Raw genomic sequence first — 15,382 nt, 5'->3', positions numbered from 1 at the left:
CTCATGCGCATTATCGGAACCCAAGACCTCGACGCCGCCGCTCAGGCGATCGAGGGTGGAGAACTCGTCGTCGTCCCGACCCAGCGCTGGTACATGGTCTGCGCGGATGCCAGCAACGCCCGGGCGTGCGACAGCATCATCACGGGCAAGCGCCGCCCGAGTGGCAAGCCCCTCGCCTACGTCGCCCCTTCTGCTGCCTCCTGCGAAGGCGTCTTCACCTTCAGTCCGGAGGCAAGTCGACTCGCGGCGGCCTTCTGGCCTGGCGATCTCGCGCTGCTGCTGCCGTGGAAGAGCCCGGACGACGCGGCCCGGCACGCGGCAGTCGGATCACCGGCCCTGGTCACGGTCGATCCCGGCATCCTCGGGGACCTCGCCGCGCGGGTGAAAGTACCCCTCGCGGCCACCACAGCGAACATCTCCGGGGACGCAGGCCCGAACGACCCCGGTCCGGCCGTCACCATTGAGCAGGTCCATGCCTTCATCGCCGCTTCCGGCCTGGAGGTCAGTGTCATCGTCGACGGTGGAGTGTGCCCGGCGGCGAACCACATGACCATCGTCGATTGCTTTATGCCGGAGGCCCGGCTCGTTCGCACGGGTCTCGTCCACCAACGTGCCATTTCGGTGGCGCTCGGTACCGAGATTCGGACCGTCTGACAACCAGGCCCCTCCTGCCTGCTTGCCAGGCAGGAGGCCACCGGAGTGAACACGATGACTACGACCGGCGGCCGAGCCGTCCTTGACATGCACCCGACGAGAAATGACGAGGCGTTGCGGCGGGCCCTGGAAGACGCCTCCATGGGGCGCTGGGAGGGTCCGCAGGAGTTGCTGGCCTCTACCGGTGCCGACTGGGACCGTCGAGTCTTCCGCCTCCAAGTACTCGCGGAAGCAGGGGCTCGGCTGAGGTTCGCCGACACGTGGGCGAAGGCGGAGCCTCGCTCGCCACACGCGCTGGCCCTCCTGGCAAATGTGCAGGCCCTCCGAGCGATGATCGCTGGGCATCGCGCCGGCCGGTCATTGATGGAAGAGGCGTGGGCCACCTGCCGCCTGACATTGAAGGTATGGCCGCACGATGTGGCGCCCCTGGTGGTGATGCTCGCATTGCTGCGGACCCACGCGCCGGACCGGGCGACGCTGCACCGGATTTGGGCGGAGATCAAGCAGCGCGACCCCTGGAACCGCGAGGCGCACCACGAGGTGGCCACCTACCTCTTCCTTCGGCACCACGGCCGGGCGGGGGAGGCGATGTGGTGGGCCGAGGAGCAGGCGTCCATAGCCCCGAAGGGGCTGCCGATCGCGGTCCTGCCCTTGGTCGTGGTTGCCGAAGCGCACCGATCGCGTCAAGAGCAGGACCAGACGGCGTACGGGCTGACGATCCACCCCTGGATCGACTGCCCGCAGATCGATCGCGTGCTGGACCGTTGGTGGCGATACCGCGCGCCGCGCCAGCACGCCTGCTTCGCCGATGACGCCAACTACCTCGCGCACGCACTGTCATTCGCCAACCGCCACACCGAGGCGGCTGAGGTCTTCGACGCGATCGGCCCTTACGCCACCCAGGTTCCATGGGCCTACTGCGGCCAAGCCGACCAACTGTTTCTGCGGCACCGCGCCTGGGCCTACAGCCCGCGGCGGCGCCGGCACCACTGAGCACTCGACCCCACGCGCGATCCACGAAAGGGCGGAATCTCCATGCCTCTTGACGTCTCCCGCATCTCCGACGAGGAGCGCCTGAAACAACTCGGCTATCAGCAGACGCTCTCCCGCTCGATGTCCGGTCGGGCCAACTTCGGCGTCAGCTTCACGATCATCTCCATCCTGTCCGGCTGCATGACCCTCTACGGGTATGGCATGAACACCGGCGGCCCGGCGGTGATCATGTGGGGCTGGCTGTTCGTCGGCCTGATGACGCTGTTCGTCGGCCTGTCGATGGCCGAGGTCTGCTCCTCGTATCCGACCAGCGCCGGCCTGTACTTCTGGGCGCACCGTATGGCCCCCAAGCGCTCCGCAGCAGCCTGGGCGTGGTTCACCGGCTGGTTCAACACACTCGGCCAGATAGCGGTCACCGCCGGCATCGACTTCGGCGCCGCCAACTTCCTCAACGCACTGCTCGATCTCCAATTCGGCTACGCCGCCACGCCGGGCCACACCATCACGCTGTTCGGAGCCATCCTCGCCCTCCACGGTGTCCTGAACACCTTCGGCGTGCGCATCGTCGCCCTCCTCAACGAAGTCTCCATCTGGTGGCATATCCTCGGTGTCATCGTCATCTGCGGCGCCCTGGTGCTCGTCCCCGACCACCACCAGTCGACAGGGTTCGTGTTCGGTGAGTTCGTCAACAACACCGGCTTTTCGTCCAGCGGCTACGTGGTGCTGATCGGTCTGCTGATGGCGCAGTACACCTTCACCGGCTACGACGCCTCCGCCCACATGACCGAGGAGACCATCGACGCATCCACCGCCGGGCCCAAGGGCATCGTCCGTTCGATCCTCGTCTCCCTCGCGGCCGGGTTCGTCCTCCTCTTCGGCTTCACCTACGCCATCCAGTCCTACGCCGGCGCACTCGCGTCGGGGACTGGAGTGCCGCCGGCGGAGATCCTTATGAACGCCCTCGGCGCGGCGGTCGGTAAATGGCTTCTGCTCGTGATCATCGTTGCGCAGCTCTTCTGCGGCATGGCGTCGGTGACCGCCAACTCCCGCATGATCTATGCCTTCTCACGTGATGGCGCCCTGCCCTTCTCCAGCACGTGGCACAAGCTCAACCCCGCGACGCGAACGCCCACCAACGCCGTCTGGCTCGCCACCGGCGGCGCCTTCGCACTCGGTCTGCCCTACCTGTGGAACACCACCGCGTACGCGGCAGTGACCTCCATCGCGACCATCGGCCTCTACATCGCCTACGTGATCCCCACCTTCCTCCGGATCCGGCAAGGCGACCGTTTCGAGCGCGGCCCCTGGCACCTCGGCTCGTGGTCCACGACCGTCGGCACCATCGCCATCGTGTGGGTGCTGGTGATCACCGTGCTGTTCATGCTGCCGCAGACTTCGCCCGTCACCGCGGAGACCTTCAACTACGCACCCATCGCGGTCGGCGTCGTCCTCGCCTTCTGCGGAACCTGGTGGCTCGCCTCGGCGCGTGCTTGGTTCCTCAACCCTGCGCACCCGCGCAACTCCAGCTCGGATCGCCAGGGGGTCGGCAGAAGGGACGGAGTTCGTCGATAGGGCTCCGGAGATCCGACTCGTTCGACGAAACGGCCGAAGTTGGTCGAGCAAGCACCGGAAAACCCTGGTCATCGCCGTTCAGATACATCGGACCACGGTCGACGCTGGCCGAAAATCGATCACTTAAAGTAATCAAACCTCCACACGTTGTCAGAGCTGCGTGCTCTCATTGCCTGCGCGGGGATCGTCAACGGCTCTGGACAGGAGGACTTACTTCATGGGGGTAAAGGTGGAGGCTCACGTTCGGGTCGCTGTCCCGATATGGGCGCGCCCGGGTACGGCCCGATGAGCCGCCGACGCCCGGCGCGGCGTACCGGCCGACGTAGGCCGGTGCGCCGCACCAAGAAGCAGGATGAGCAGGTTGCTCTGCTGGCCACCGGGGCTGTGGCGATCGTCGTGGTGGTCACCGTCGTGCAGTGGCTGCTCGCGCACTGGTGGATCATCCTCCTCGCGGTCGTGGTCGCTGCGGTCGGCGGCGGCTTCTGGCTGCATCAGGTACGGCAGCGGGCCGAGTGGGAACGTGTGCGCGCCCGTGCCCTGCGGATACGGATCGCTGAATTGGACGCGCTGGATCACCGCGCGTTCGAGTTCGCGATACGGGACCTGATGCGGCGGGACGGCTGCGAGGCCGAGCGGATGGGCGGCGCCGGCGACAACGCCTGTGATGTGCGGGCCGTCGATCCCGCCGGGCGTGTGTGGGCCATCCAGTGCAAGCACCGCCGGGACGGAGATCGTGGCTCTGCCGTTGGCGTCGGCGTCCTACAGCAGGTCAACGGCACCGCGCGGCAGATCCATGGAGCGGATGTTGCCCTCGTCCTCACCAATGGCCGCTTCAGCTCCAAGGCCATCCCTTGGGGAAAGGAGCACCGGATACATCTCGTCGATCGCCGCAAGCTCGGCGAGTGGGCTGCTAGCTACCGGCCCTTGTGGGAGCTGCTGGACCGCATCCCGCCCCCACGTCGTCCAACAACCCTGTCCTGAAACTGCCGAGTGGGGCGCTGGGTGCGAGGGGAGGGTCCTGGCGGCCAGCGTAACGCCGCGAGAGCGCCATGAAACCAGCCACTGGACAAGTGCTCTGTCGCCAATCACTGCGGATGGGGCCGTTGAGAAGTACCCGGTTCGAGCCATGCAGAGAGGCGGAATGCCAGGTGTTGAGGGGAGGACTGGCCGGATGATTTTGACCATCAACGTCGCGGTTCTGCTAGCGGTGATCATCGTTATGCGACTGCGTCGACGCACACACGCTCGGAGCCGGTTCGACGAGAAGATGACCGTGGTCATCGTTCTGGTCTTCGGCGTCCTGATCGCTCCAACCAGCTTCGGGCAATGGATATTTAGCGTCGTGGGCCAACTCGCACAAAACATCTCGCATACCGACGGCCGCTGAGTCCTTGACATCGTCCATGGCTGTCGAATGTCCGTACCCGGTCGGCATTCCGGTTGGGTACCGAGGCATGTCTGCGCTGCGATGAGCGGTGCACTGCTGCTTCAGCAGACCAGCGCCGCACTGTGCCGTCTGGTTCCATCGACCTGGATGGCCAGCCTTGTGCGCGGGCAGAGGCGCCGGATGCTGGGCACCGTCGAGGAGGTGCCGATTGCTGCCCCGGGGCTGAGGCTGTCCAGGCATCGCGGGTCGGACGGGAGGTCGGCGATGAGGAGTGGTGGCATCGCCTCAGCAGGCGGAGAAACTGGTGCGAGATGGCCCATGATCGTCTGTTCTCCCTGAGCTGTTAGCGTGCCACGAGATCAACTTAGGGGCAGGGGCGGACCTGGATGGATGCCAGGCGACCACTCTGGTCGTTGAGCCAGGCGCAACATGGAGTAGTCATCGTGGAGTAACGCGTCCCTCTAGGGCACCCTCCGGTCGTGCTCAAGGTTGTCTTCAACGACGGTCGGCAGAGACCGTCCTAACGAGAGACCGAAGGGGGATCACCACCCATGACCAAGACCCGTGCACGGCTGGGTACAGACACGGGTGAGCCGGAGGTAGGCCCGCACGCTCCGATGACGACGAGTACATCCTGCCCCGACGTAGCAGGTGGGCAAGGTGAATGGTGCGAGGACGCTCTCGCCGGGATCCCATCTCCTTATCGGCCGGACTTGTTGCAGGTTCTGGACCAGCTGCATGCGGTCAACAGCCGCCAGTGGGATGCCGAGGACCGGGTACGGCAAGCTGGGGACGGGGAGATTCCGGCCATCAAGCGGGAGATCGACGAGCTCAACGGTCTTCGCCATGCACTCATCGAGCAGATCGACCGGATCTTGGATGCGGCGTGGAGCGCGGACGAGGACGTGCCTCCCATCACGGAGTCGATCGGCTCGGCGCTTGACCGGCTCTCGGTGCAGAAGCTTCGGATCGTCCATACGGAGCGACTGGTCGGGGGTGACGCCGCCGCGGCAGAGCGAGTCGGGATTCTGCGTTGTCAGTACGACGATCTGGTGTGGTCCATCGCGGTTGCTTGCGGGGATCTCGTGGCCGGTCGACGGCGCACGCCCCGCCCCGAGCGCATGAAGCTCTACGGAAAGTCCGTGCGATGAGCACGGTCACGTTGCTCCTCCGAAGTGCCGGGATCGATCTGCGATGACGACTGATTCCTACGGCGCCGGAGATGAGTTTGAGCGCTGGCGCAGCGGTCTGTTCCTGCACCCCGACGGGACCAATGCCGATGCGCTTGTCGACCTCCTTCGCCGCGCCCTCGATGAGACGCTGAGCCACCAGGGCGAGGGGCCCGTGTATCCGCGCACCGGCCAGGAGGAGGGGCGTTCCCCTGTGGGCGACGGACGCCTGCCGGAGAGCCCCGTCACGGCGGAGACGGCTCTCAGCCAATTGCGCTGGTGGCTCGCTGGGTCGGTCAAAGTGCATCACCAGATGTTCGCCAAGAACATCGTTCCGCCACCGTCGTTCGTCAACCTGGCAGTGCTGTGCGCGGTCTCGTTGTTCATGCCGAACGGCGTCACCGGGGAGGACGCCGCGGAGACCCTTTCCGCCGAGTTGTCTTCCGCCCAGGCGCTGGCGCGGCTGGCGGGGTACGACCCAGAGCGGGCAGGCGGCCTGTTCACGTTCGGAGGCACGGCGACCAACCTGTACGCCATCAACGTCGGCATTTCCAAGGCACAGCCCGACCACGCCGAGCGTGGGATTGAGCCCGGGATGGCCGTCGTCGGGTCCTGGCCGGCGCACTACTCGCAGAAATCCGCGTGCGCGTGGCTTGGGATCGGCACCCGAAACTACATATCCGCTGCGTCGCTACCCGACCAGACCACGGACCTGGACTCGATGGAATCGGCCTGCCGCGACGTGCTGGCACGCGGCCACCGGCTTGCGTGCATCATCGGCGCAGGCGGAACGACTTCCAACATGGCCTTCGACGATTTCGGCGAGATCGCTGCGATGCGGGATCGTCTGGCCGCCGAATACGGGTTGGATTACACCCCCCATGTGCATGCAGACACGGTCATCGGGTGGGCATACCTCTGCTTCATCGACTACGACCTTCATCAGAATCCCCTCGGCTTCAGCCCCCCTGTGGTGGCCAAGCTGTCACGTCTCGTGGAGCGTCTGAAGACGGTGCGGCACGCCGACTCGTTCGGAACGGACTTCCACAAGACCGGTTTCGCGCCCTATACGTCGAGCATGATCGTCATGCGAGACAGCCGGGACTTCTCGCGGCTGCGTCGCGACGGCGGAGAAATGACCCCGTTGTTCCACGACAAGGACGCCTACAACCCCGGGACCTTCACGCTGGAGACTTCCAGGTCGGCAGCGAACATGGTCGCCACCTGGGTTGGCTTGCAGGCTCTGGGTAAGCAGGGGATGCGGCAACTGCTCGGCCACGCGCTTGAAACAGCCGAAGCGCTCCGGCGCCACATCAATGCCTTGGCAGGTCGCGACGCGACAGTCATCAACAGACATTCGTACGGCCCGGACGTGTTCGTGCGCTGTTACCCGCCGGATGATCCCGCCACCACCGAGGAGGACTTCGACGACACCAGCTCCGTTCGCCGGATAAACCAGTACACCTCTGACCTGTTCGCGTGGCTGTCGACTCAGCGGGTGCCGGACGCTGAACAGATCGCGGTGAGCAAGACCTCCGCGGCGTTCTACACACCCGCCGGCGAGCCGGTCGTCGCTCTACGGGTGTACTCCCTCAACCCGTATTTCTCCGATGCTCACGCCAGAGAGCTGGTCGTGCGCCTGCTGAGGGGCAAGCGACAGTTCGACGCTACGTACATGCATGCAGAGGCGTACGAGGAGGCTCGATGAACCGACCGTCGCTGTGCGGCCGAGAAGAGCTCCCGACACGCTTCGCGGCCGCCGACCTTCCCGTCCGTGACTGCGTCGAGTTGGCCGCTGGCCTGGCCTCCTACGCCCGGACACATGGACTGACCCAAGTCGAGGTGAGCGGGCCGCCGGCGATGCGTGATCTCATCGAGGAGTTCGGCTTCGACGAGGTGCGATTTGTCGATGCCCACCAGCAGCCCGCAGTGGATATTGCTGCGGTTCCCCGGACTTGGCGCTGCGGCCAACGAGGGTTGCGCTGCTTGGGCGACCAACTCGTCGACGCAGCGAAAGCCGTGTCGCGCGAGGACACGCCGCTGTCAACGCTCACCGACGGAACCGTGATGCGGTTTGCCCGCCATAACCGCCTCGGCGACGCGCTGGGCATCGTGACCGGCCTGGAGCACTACTGCCGCGACAACGCCGTGGCGTCGATTGCCGTGACTGGTTCGTCGGCCCTTGCCGAAGTGGCGGAGGTGTTCGCGTGCGAGCGGGTGAGCTATGCCCCTTCACCCAGCGAGTCGATCAACGGCGACGCGATCTTCGCCCGATCCTCATGGAGCATCCCTTGGCTTGACCGGTTCAACCACGCCGTCACCGACGCCTTTGGAGGGCGGGCCCGCCACCGAGTACAGCCACTGCCTCTCCGCCAGGCACCGACGCCTCGTGGCCAAGAGAATGTGGTGTATTGCCAGCTCGATGCGCGTTCTAGCACCGCGCCATCGCGACAATCAGCCCGGCGGCTCCTGAATCAGGTCTCAGCACACGGTGAAGTGCGGATTCTCGGTGGCCCCGACACCCAGACGTACCTCGGCGAGGACCTGACCTACGTCCGGGCCGACCTCCCCGAAATGGTCGCCCACCTGCTGTCATGCCGTCTCTTCGTGGGGTGCGACAGCGGCCTGGGCCACCTCGCGGGTTGCCTCGGTGTGCCTGGCCTGATCGTCAGTACCGACGACTTCGAGACGACCTGGTCATTCTTTCGAGGCTACGCCAGCCTCAATGTCATCCCGCTCGCGGCAGCAGAGGTGCTCCTGCCATGAAGCCTCCGACAGAGCAAGCAGTCCTGCGGGCGGCCAGTCGATGCCTGAACCAAGAGGCCGTAACCGCGAACCGAATCCCGATGGGCCGCAGTCACTTCGTGTTCACGGTGCAGTTGGCGTCCGGTGGGCGCGTGATCGCGCGGATCACACGCCACGACCGTGCCGAGTGCTTCGCCGGATTCGCGTATTGGCGGCGCCAGCTCGCAACGGTGGGAGTGCCCGTTCCCCGCGTACTGCACATGGACCTGAGCGGGACCGTACTGCCCTGGCCGATCATGTTCCTTGAGCAAGCCCCAGGAACTGATCTCTGTAACGTCTACGCCGACCTTACGGAGGCCGAGAAGCGCAGTGTCGCCGACGACCTGCTCGATATCCAACAACGCACGTGCGGGCTCCCACCCGGCCCTGGGTACGGCGGTATCGCCAGTTACGGCGACCTTCGTTGTCATCCGCACTGGTCGGACGTGCTGTGGGAGTACTTCACCGGTGCAGTTGATCAGCTCGCGCCCCTGCAACGACAGGCCCCGGCCATTGAACAAATCCGCAGGATCATCCGCGAGCTAGGTCCCGAATTCGATGGGATCGACCCGCTGCCCTATCTGATCGATGCCACTCACCAGAATGTGTTGGTGGAAGGCGGGAAGGTCACGGCAATCGTCGACCTGGACGAGGTCGGATTCGGTGACGCCCTGTACCCGCTCGGAGTCGCGCGCGCCGGTCTTCTTGCCCGTGGACCGGAAGCCGACTGCATTGAGCAGGTTGCAGCGCCGCTGTGCGTTGGCCCGAGTCGGCGTCGTGTATTCGAACTGTACTCCGCGATCGCATGCCTCAAAATGCTCGCCCCCAGTCCTCTCAGCGTCGCCGGCCCGCCCTCCGTCGGCAGTCAGATCGCCACCCGGCTCTGGAGCTTGCTCGATGCCTTTGCCGTCGCCGCGGCCCACAAGGAGTAACGTCATGACCGGTGTCCTCTTTGTGAGTATCGACGACTTCACCCGCGAGGGCTTCACCAATGGCCTGTTCCTGCAAGTTCGCGAGCTACTGAAACGCGTCGTAGCCCGAGGGCACCCGGCCAGCCTCGCCTGTATCGCTCAAAGCACGGACCCCGGAATCGGACGCAGAGCCCGAACAGTCCAGGGTTGCACTGTCCACGAAGCCTTCATCGGTGCTCCGGGGGCGGCCAGCGCGTACCGGCAAGCTCTTCAAGATATTTTGAACGACCTGGATCCCGACGTAATCCTGCTCAACTCGTGTGCGGTTCGCCTCAATGAAGCGCATCACGCCGTGCTGGATGAAAGCCTTGCGAGCGGTCGGCAGGTAGCGATGCTGGTGACTGACCAGCTCTACCCCACAAGCAGTGACCACCCCGACGAAGAGGTGGGGAGCTACTACGACCTGATGAGGCAGACCAGCGTGTACGCGGTCAGCCAGACCATCGCCGATGCTTTCCATGGCCAAACCGGTGTGCCGGCGCAGGTTCTCCCCAACCTCCTACCCGAGCGACGAGCCGACCCTGCGCCTTCGGGGACAGAGGGGCGGTTCCTGACCTTGATCAATCACCATCCGATCAAGGGCCGGTGTGTCTGGGACGCACTCGTTCGACGGCGCCCCGGCGACGATTACCTGGTCGTGGAGACCTGGCCCGATGCCCCGGCGTATGTGCCGCCCTCATCGAACGTCCAAGTGGCCCCCTTCGCCCCGGATCCCACCACGATCTACAACCGCACCAGGATTCTGCTGGTGCCGTCCCTGGGTCCAGAAGGTCTCGCCCGGGTCACGCTGGAAGCGATGGAGTCAGGCGTGCCCGTCGTGGCTCACCGGATAGGCAGCCTGCCCGAACTCGGGAAAGCCGCGATGTTCGTCGACCCGCCACCAATCGCCGACTACGAGCTCGATGGCAATGTGCTGTATCCCGTGGTTTCCGGGAGTGACGTCAAGCGGGCCGCGCGAGATCTTGGGCAGGCGATCGACGCACTTGATCATGATCCGGCGCTCCGGGCCCGATTCGTGACCAACGGGAGAGCGCTCGTGCGTGACTACCGTGATCACAGCGAAGCTGTCGCCGACCGCCTGCTCGACGCATGGTTCGGGGCTGTGTGACTCAGGACACCCCGATGTGGGGGTGATCTTGACTGTTCTGCCCCAGAAGCTGTTGCTGACCAGCACAAACGCAGAAGCTCGTACTGGACGACTAGACTGGCCGCCGCACTGTACGCGCGACTCAAGGAGACACGGGACCGTGACGGCCATCGTCGACGAGCTCACGTGGCGCGGGCTGATCGCCCATGCCACTGACGAGGACGCATTGCGCAAGGCTCTCGCGGACGGCCCTGTCACCTTCTATTGCGGCTTCGACCCCACCGCGGCCAGCCTGCACGTCGGCCACCTGGTGCAGGTGCTCACCATGCGGCGACTCCAGCAGGCCGGGCACCGACCGCTGGCGCTCGTGGGCGGCGCGACCGGCCACATCGGCGACCCTCGGCCGACCGCCGAGCGCACCCTGAACGACCCGGAGGTCATCGCCGAGTGGGTGACCCGGTTGCGTGCACAGATCGAGCCGTTCCTCACCTTTGAGGGCGACAACGCGGCGACCATGGTCAACAACCTGGACTGGACCGGCGGCCTGTCCGTGATCGAGTTCCTGCGGGACGTCGGCAAGCACTTCCGCGTGAACAAGATGCTCACCAAGGACTCGGTCGCCCGGCGCCTGGCGTCCGACGAGGGCATCAGCTTCACGGAGTTCAGCTACCAACTGCTTCAGGGTATGGACTTCCTGGAGCTGTACCGGCGGTATGGCTGCGCCCTCCAGACGGGCGGCAGCGACCAGTGGGGCAACCTCACGGCCGGTCTGGATCTGATCCACCGCCTGGAGCCGCACGCCGAGGTGCACGCGCTCGCGACGCCACTGATGACGAAGGCGGACGGCACCAAGTTCGGCAAGACGGAGACGGGCACGCTCTGGCTCGACCCGGAGATGACCACGCCATACGCGTTCTACCAGTTCTGGCTGAACACGGATGACCAGGACATCTCGCGGTACATGCGCATCCTCTCCTTCAAGTCCCGCGACGAGCTGGAGGAGCTCGAAAAGGTGACCGAGGAGCGGCCGCAAGCCCGTACCGCGCAGCGTGCGCTCGCCGAGGAGCTGACCACGCTGGTGCACGGCGCCGACCAGTGCGCCTCCGTGATCGCAGCGTCAAAGGCGCTGTTCGGGCAGGGCGAGCTCGCCGAACTCGACGCGGCGACGCTGGCCGCCGCGGTCTCCGAACTCCCGAACGCCAAGGTGAGCGAGCTCGGCCAGGTCACCGACCTGTTCGCTGAGGTCGGCCTGGTGCCGAGCAAGTCAGCAGCCCGCCGCACCGTGAAGGAGGGCGGCGCCTACGTGAACAACGTCAAGGTGACCGCCGAGGATGCTGTGGTCACGGCCGACGAGCTCCTTCACGGACGCTGGCTGATGCTGCGCAGGGGCAAGAAGAATCTGGCAGCCATCGAGGTCACCGGAGCCTGACGCAGACCGGGAGCGGAAGCTCAGCCGTGAGCCGGGGGAGAGCCTCCGGCTCACGGAGCCAAGTGGTAGGGACGCTGCGGAAGTTCAGTGGGTAGTGGCGGCCAGCAGCTTGGGCAGGTCGCGCATATCGTCGAACAGGGTGGTGCCTGGCCCTTCCAGCCGTGAGGCTGGCGTGAGACCGCCGCAGTAGCCGAAAGTCCGCATACCGGCGGCACGGGCTGCCTGAACTCCGTACGCGCTGTCCTCGATTACCACGCACCGCCCGGGTTCTACGCCCATGGATCGCGCAGCGTGCAGGAAGAGGTCGGGGGCAGGCTTGCCTCGGGCGACATCGGCTGCGCTGAAGATGCGCCCCTCGAAGTGGGCTCTCAGGCCGACGATGTCCAGGTTTCTCCTGAGACTGGCGTGACCAGTGTTCGATGCGACGCAGACGGGCATGACAAGGCTATTCAGGGCTTCTGCGACGCCATCGACAGCGGTCAGGTCAGCTTCGAGGGCCGCTTGGTAGAGATGCTCGTATTGCTGCAGCCAGTTCTTCTCTAGGCGCTGGCCAAGTCGTTCCTCTATGGCGGCTGTGTAGACCTCGGTGGAGGAGCCGACGAACTTCTCGATGATCTCTTCCTCGGTGAACGCGCATCCCAGGTCAGCCGTGATTATCGCGTCCACTTTGACGCATATCCGCTCGCTGTCCACCAGCACGCCATCACAATCGAAGATCGCCAGATCGACAGGACTCCGCGTCATGATCGGCAGTGTAGACCTGCGGTGACCAAACCTCCCTGCCGCGTATGGCCGTCGTCGACCAGTCCCGCAGCGGACGCCACCGACAGCCGCGTCGCCACGTCTGGGTTCGTGTCCCTTGTCATCCAGTCGAGTCGTTTGACAGCGAACCTAGTCATGCGGGGTGAGCACGCTGGGGGTGTTGTATGGCCGTACCGGCTGGGCGGGCATGTCAGTCCGTCGGGTTAGATTCCGCGCATGAAGAGGCGACGCACTCCGGGCTGGGAAGACTACGGGTGGCCTGACATTTGGCCTGGCATGGAGGATGAGTGCCGCCTCTGTAGAGGGCCGGTCTACCCGGAGGAGGGCTTCGCCGCTGGATTGCGCTGCTACTTGTGCGCCGCCGCCGAGCGGCAGGCCAAGAAGTACGGACTGACAATCTGGCGGGTGAACGCCATCCTCCGCGCACAGGGTGACGCGTGTGCAATCTGCGGAGAGGGCCCCGGAGATGCCGCCATCGAAGGGCCCTCGTACTGGCAGATCGACCACGATCACGCCTGTTGCTCAGGATGCGCTAAGTGCGTTCGAGGACTGCTCTGCATGCCCTGCAACGCACGCGGCGTTGCCTGGTACGAGAACCTGGACGAGGCACGACGGGATTGGCCACGCATGAATGCCTACCTGTCAGATCCGCCAGCTCACCGGCCAGAAGCCCAGGTTCAGTGGCTCGACATCGACCGCGTGCGTGGCAGGGAGGGTTCCTCTTCCGCGGCAGCAAGAGACGCGTTCACCACAGCCATGGATCGGCATCAGCCTAACCCCAACCCGGAGCGGTAGTCGGCGGCAATGGCGGGCACTGCCGCCGACTACTCCTCAGGCTCAGGTGGCGGATGCAACTCGTTGCACCCGCAGCAACTAGGAGTCGCTCGACGGGGTCAACAGGTGGTCTGGAGCTGCCTCCTTGACAATCAAGTTAGTCGCCGCAGTTCAGCGCGCAGCAGGCGACTAACTTCGCTGTCCAAGGACAGTTCGCTGGGGGCAGACGCCAAGGGGCCACGAATGACTGGCCAACGCGTGCAAGACATGTCAACGTGGACGACCTTCTCGTAAATCCCCAGGTCAAAGAGGTGATTGCCTGTGGCTGCGGCACCCCGGAGTCCCGGATTCTCCACCACCATCGAGGCTCTGCGGTTGCGTGAGTGGCTGATAGGCCCGAGTGAGCCCATGCTCGTGATGGATCAGTTCTCCGCCGACGATTTCAGCCTGGTCGTGGACGACCGTGCGGACGTACACGTCAACTCGAAGGACGGCCGCTTCTACCTTGGATGGTTCCCGGCCGGGCGCCCTGGCACCGATCGCGAGGGGTGGAAGATCGCCGTTACCGGTACGGCCGAGGTGCGCGGTTACCGGATTTCCTTCGACACCGAGACACCGGCCGATGTCGTCGCCGCCGCTGTGGCCTGCGTGCTGGAGACCTCTCGGCAGGCGTGACGCCGAGGCTGCGAGTCGGCGGGCCCTCACCTGGAGACTGCTCTCCGCCCACCGGCGGCCTTACACCCGTGATCCCGCCCCGCCTTGCCTCGTGCAAGGACTGTGACTGCGGCGCACGGAGATTTCCGTCGCCGACCCCTTCGACGTTGTCCGCCTGCACCCGGGCATGCCAGTGCGGCATGAGATGCCGCTTTCCCGATGCCGCCCCACCTAGCGCACGTCGCCCACGCTACGGACCAACCGGGCGGCCCGTGATTCCCCACCAGCCCCCTGGAGGCGCTCCTGCATCCCGACTTCCCGTTCGACCCATCCACCTCGACCAGCGCCCCGTCCGCGTACTGGGTCGGTCCCCGGTACCTGGCAGGTGACGACGGACGTCTCTACGATGCCGTCGCGGACGTGCTCGCTGACCTAGGGTGGACCAGCTTGACGATCGTCCGTGGACGGCAGGAGTTGGACGAGGTGCCGGAGGACCGTCAGGTTCTGCGCAGCACCGTCCTTCACATCAGTCCCGACACTCTCCGCTGGGCCCAGTGGGTCCTGCCGGATGAGCCCTTCCACCTGGGGAGTTTGCCGATCGCCTGGCAGGTCTCCGCTCGTGCGGACACGAGCAGCCCGCTCGCGGAGTGGTCGGCCTACTTCACCCGCGATGTCCCCGGCGAGGTCCTCGCTGACTTTCTCGTCGCGCTCGACGCGCGCGATCAGCCTGCCGTACCGCTTGGCGGCCCAGAGCTGGTCGTCGACGCTGTTGCGGCGCATGGTTGGCTGCGCGACGTGGACCAGCCCGGGATGAGGGCGGTGGATCCGACCTTCGCTTCCCACGTCCGCCTTGGTGAGGTGCCGCCTCTCATTCAGGATGCCGACCCGCTCGCTCTCGTGGCCGAGGCTGACGAGGCAGTACTGGCCGGGTGGCAGGCGTGGGCCGAGCCGGTGTTCGGCGCGGGCTATCTGTGGGCGGCGTCGTTCGGCGCCAGCGTGCCGTACGACCTCGTCGCTGCGTTCGCCGACTCCCTCAGCTCCACCGCACCGGTCCTGCGTCGAGTGCTGCCCGAGAGCACTCAGGACCGGCTGCTGCGAGCCCCAGCCGGTTGACGACCCGCTGCACTCTCACCTGGCGCAACGAGC

Annotated in this window: 15 protein-coding genes; 14 read left to right on the top strand and 1 reads right to left on the bottom strand. The window is 65.6% G+C overall.

Annotated features, from left to right (window positions below; genetic code table 11):
• Positions 1-3: 3 nt before the first annotated feature.
• The 11 genes from NMK44_RS08735 (at position 4) to tyrS (ending at position 12,046) form a co-directional block, all read left to right on the top strand.
• Complete coding sequence (locus NMK44_RS08735) at positions 4-654, top strand: L-threonylcarbamoyladenylate synthase (protein ID WP_254740104.1); 651 nt, start codon at positions 4-6, stop codon at positions 652-654.
• Positions 655-708: 54 nt separating this feature from the next.
• Entirely contained in the window at positions 709-1,647 is a 939-nt protein-coding gene (locus NMK44_RS08730; protein ID WP_254740168.1) for a tetratricopeptide repeat protein, read from the top strand.
• 42 nt (positions 1,648-1,689) lie between these two features.
• Positions 1,690-3,219, top strand: coding sequence for an amino acid permease (locus NMK44_RS08725; protein ID WP_254740102.1), 1,530 nt, complete (start codon positions 1,690-1,692; stop codon positions 3,217-3,219).
• 330 nt (positions 3,220-3,549) lie between these two features.
• Complete coding sequence (locus NMK44_RS08720; protein ID WP_428849358.1) at positions 3,550-4,200, top strand: restriction endonuclease; 651 nt, start codon at positions 3,550-3,552, stop codon at positions 4,198-4,200.
• Between the two features lie 190 nt (positions 4,201-4,390).
• On the top strand, positions 4,391-4,606 hold the full coding sequence (locus NMK44_RS08715; protein WP_254740098.1) for a hypothetical protein: 216 nt from the start codon (positions 4,391-4,393) through the stop codon (positions 4,604-4,606).
• Positions 4,607-5,319: 713 nt separating this feature from the next.
• Complete coding sequence (locus NMK44_RS08710) at positions 5,320-5,757, top strand: DUF4254 domain-containing protein (RefSeq protein WP_254740096.1); 438 nt, start codon at positions 5,320-5,322, stop codon at positions 5,755-5,757.
• 43 nt (positions 5,758-5,800) lie between these two features.
• A complete protein-coding gene (locus tag NMK44_RS08705) occupies positions 5,801-7,483 on the top strand; it encodes a pyridoxal phosphate-dependent decarboxylase family protein (protein ID WP_254740094.1) in 1,683 nt (560 codons plus the stop codon).
• A complete protein-coding gene (locus tag NMK44_RS08700; RefSeq protein WP_254740092.1) occupies positions 7,480-8,541 on the top strand; it encodes a glycosyltransferase family protein in 1,062 nt (353 codons plus the stop codon). The genes NMK44_RS08705 and NMK44_RS08700 overlap by 4 nt, the downstream gene beginning before the upstream one ends.
• Positions 8,538-9,491: an aminoglycoside phosphotransferase family protein gene (locus tag NMK44_RS08695; protein WP_254740090.1), complete on the top strand. Its 954-nt coding sequence runs from the start codon at positions 8,538-8,540 to the stop codon at positions 9,489-9,491. Before NMK44_RS08700 ends, NMK44_RS08695 begins: the two co-directional genes overlap by 4 nt.
• A 4-nt stretch (positions 9,492-9,495) precedes the next feature.
• Complete coding sequence (locus tag NMK44_RS08690; RefSeq protein ID WP_254740088.1) at positions 9,496-10,638, top strand: glycosyltransferase family 4 protein; 1,143 nt, start codon at positions 9,496-9,498, stop codon at positions 10,636-10,638.
• Between the two features lie 139 nt (positions 10,639-10,777).
• Entirely contained in the window at positions 10,778-12,046 is a 1,269-nt protein-coding gene (tyrS, locus tag NMK44_RS08685) for a tyrosine--tRNA ligase (RefSeq protein WP_254740086.1), read from the top strand.
• Positions 12,047-12,130: 84 nt separating this feature from the next.
• On the opposite strand, the gene NMK44_RS08680 is transcribed toward tyrS, so the two are convergent.
• Positions 12,131-12,790, bottom strand: coding sequence for an HAD family hydrolase (locus tag NMK44_RS08680; protein ID WP_254740084.1), 660 nt, complete (start codon positions 12,788-12,790; stop codon positions 12,131-12,133).
• A 234-nt stretch (positions 12,791-13,024) separates the two neighbouring features.
• Between NMK44_RS08680 and NMK44_RS42665 the strand changes: the two genes are divergently transcribed.
• The 3 genes from NMK44_RS42665 (at position 13,025) to NMK44_RS08670 (ending at position 15,349) form a co-directional block, all read left to right on the top strand.
• Positions 13,025-13,603: an endonuclease domain-containing protein gene (locus NMK44_RS42665; RefSeq protein WP_374215250.1), complete on the top strand. Its 579-nt coding sequence runs from the start codon at positions 13,025-13,027 to the stop codon at positions 13,601-13,603.
• A 300-nt stretch (positions 13,604-13,903) separates the two neighbouring features.
• Positions 13,904-14,257 carry an SPDY domain-containing protein gene (locus tag NMK44_RS08675; protein ID WP_254740082.1) on the top strand — a complete coding sequence of 118 codons (354 nt, stop codon included), beginning with the start codon at positions 13,904-13,906 and terminating at the stop codon, positions 14,255-14,257.
• Positions 14,258-14,527: 270 nt separating this feature from the next.
• Entirely contained in the window at positions 14,528-15,349 is an 822-nt protein-coding gene (locus NMK44_RS08670) for an SPDY domain-containing protein (RefSeq protein ID WP_254740166.1), read from the top strand.
• Positions 15,350-15,382: the final 33 nt, after the last annotated feature.

The sequence above is a fragment of the Streptomyces cucumeris genome (assembly GCF_024295805.1).
Taxonomy (GTDB): Bacteria; Actinomycetota; Actinomycetes; order Streptomycetales; family Streptomycetaceae; genus Streptomyces; species Streptomyces cucumeris.
This window is presented reverse-complemented; position numbering and strand designations above follow the sequence as displayed.

Coding starts and splice junctions, on each gene's coding strand:
- NMK44_RS08735 (WP_254740104.1), top strand. CDS start 4: ATGCGCATTATCGGAACCCAAGACCTCGACGCCGCCGCTCAGGCGATC.
- NMK44_RS08730 (WP_254740168.1), top strand. CDS start 709: ATGACTACGACCGGCGGCCGAGCCGTCCTTGACATGCACCCGACGAGA.
- NMK44_RS08725 (WP_254740102.1), top strand. CDS start 1,690: ATGCCTCTTGACGTCTCCCGCATCTCCGACGAGGAGCGCCTGAAACAA.
- NMK44_RS08715 (WP_254740098.1), top strand. CDS start 4,391: ATGATTTTGACCATCAACGTCGCGGTTCTGCTAGCGGTGATCATCGTT.
- NMK44_RS08705 (WP_254740094.1), top strand. CDS start 5,801: ATGACGACTGATTCCTACGGCGCCGGAGATGAGTTTGAGCGCTGGCGC.
- NMK44_RS08700 (WP_254740092.1), top strand. CDS start 7,480: ATGAACCGACCGTCGCTGTGCGGCCGAGAAGAGCTCCCGACACGCTTC.
- NMK44_RS08695 (WP_254740090.1), top strand. CDS start 8,538: ATGAAGCCTCCGACAGAGCAAGCAGTCCTGCGGGCGGCCAGTCGATGC.
- NMK44_RS08690 (WP_254740088.1), top strand. CDS start 9,496: ATGACCGGTGTCCTCTTTGTGAGTATCGACGACTTCACCCGCGAGGGC.
- NMK44_RS08680 (WP_254740084.1), bottom strand. CDS start 12,790: ATGACGCGGAGTCCTGTCGATCTGGCGATCTTCGATTGTGATGGCGTG.
- NMK44_RS42665 (WP_374215250.1), top strand. CDS start 13,025: ATGAAGAGGCGACGCACTCCGGGCTGGGAAGACTACGGGTGGCCTGAC.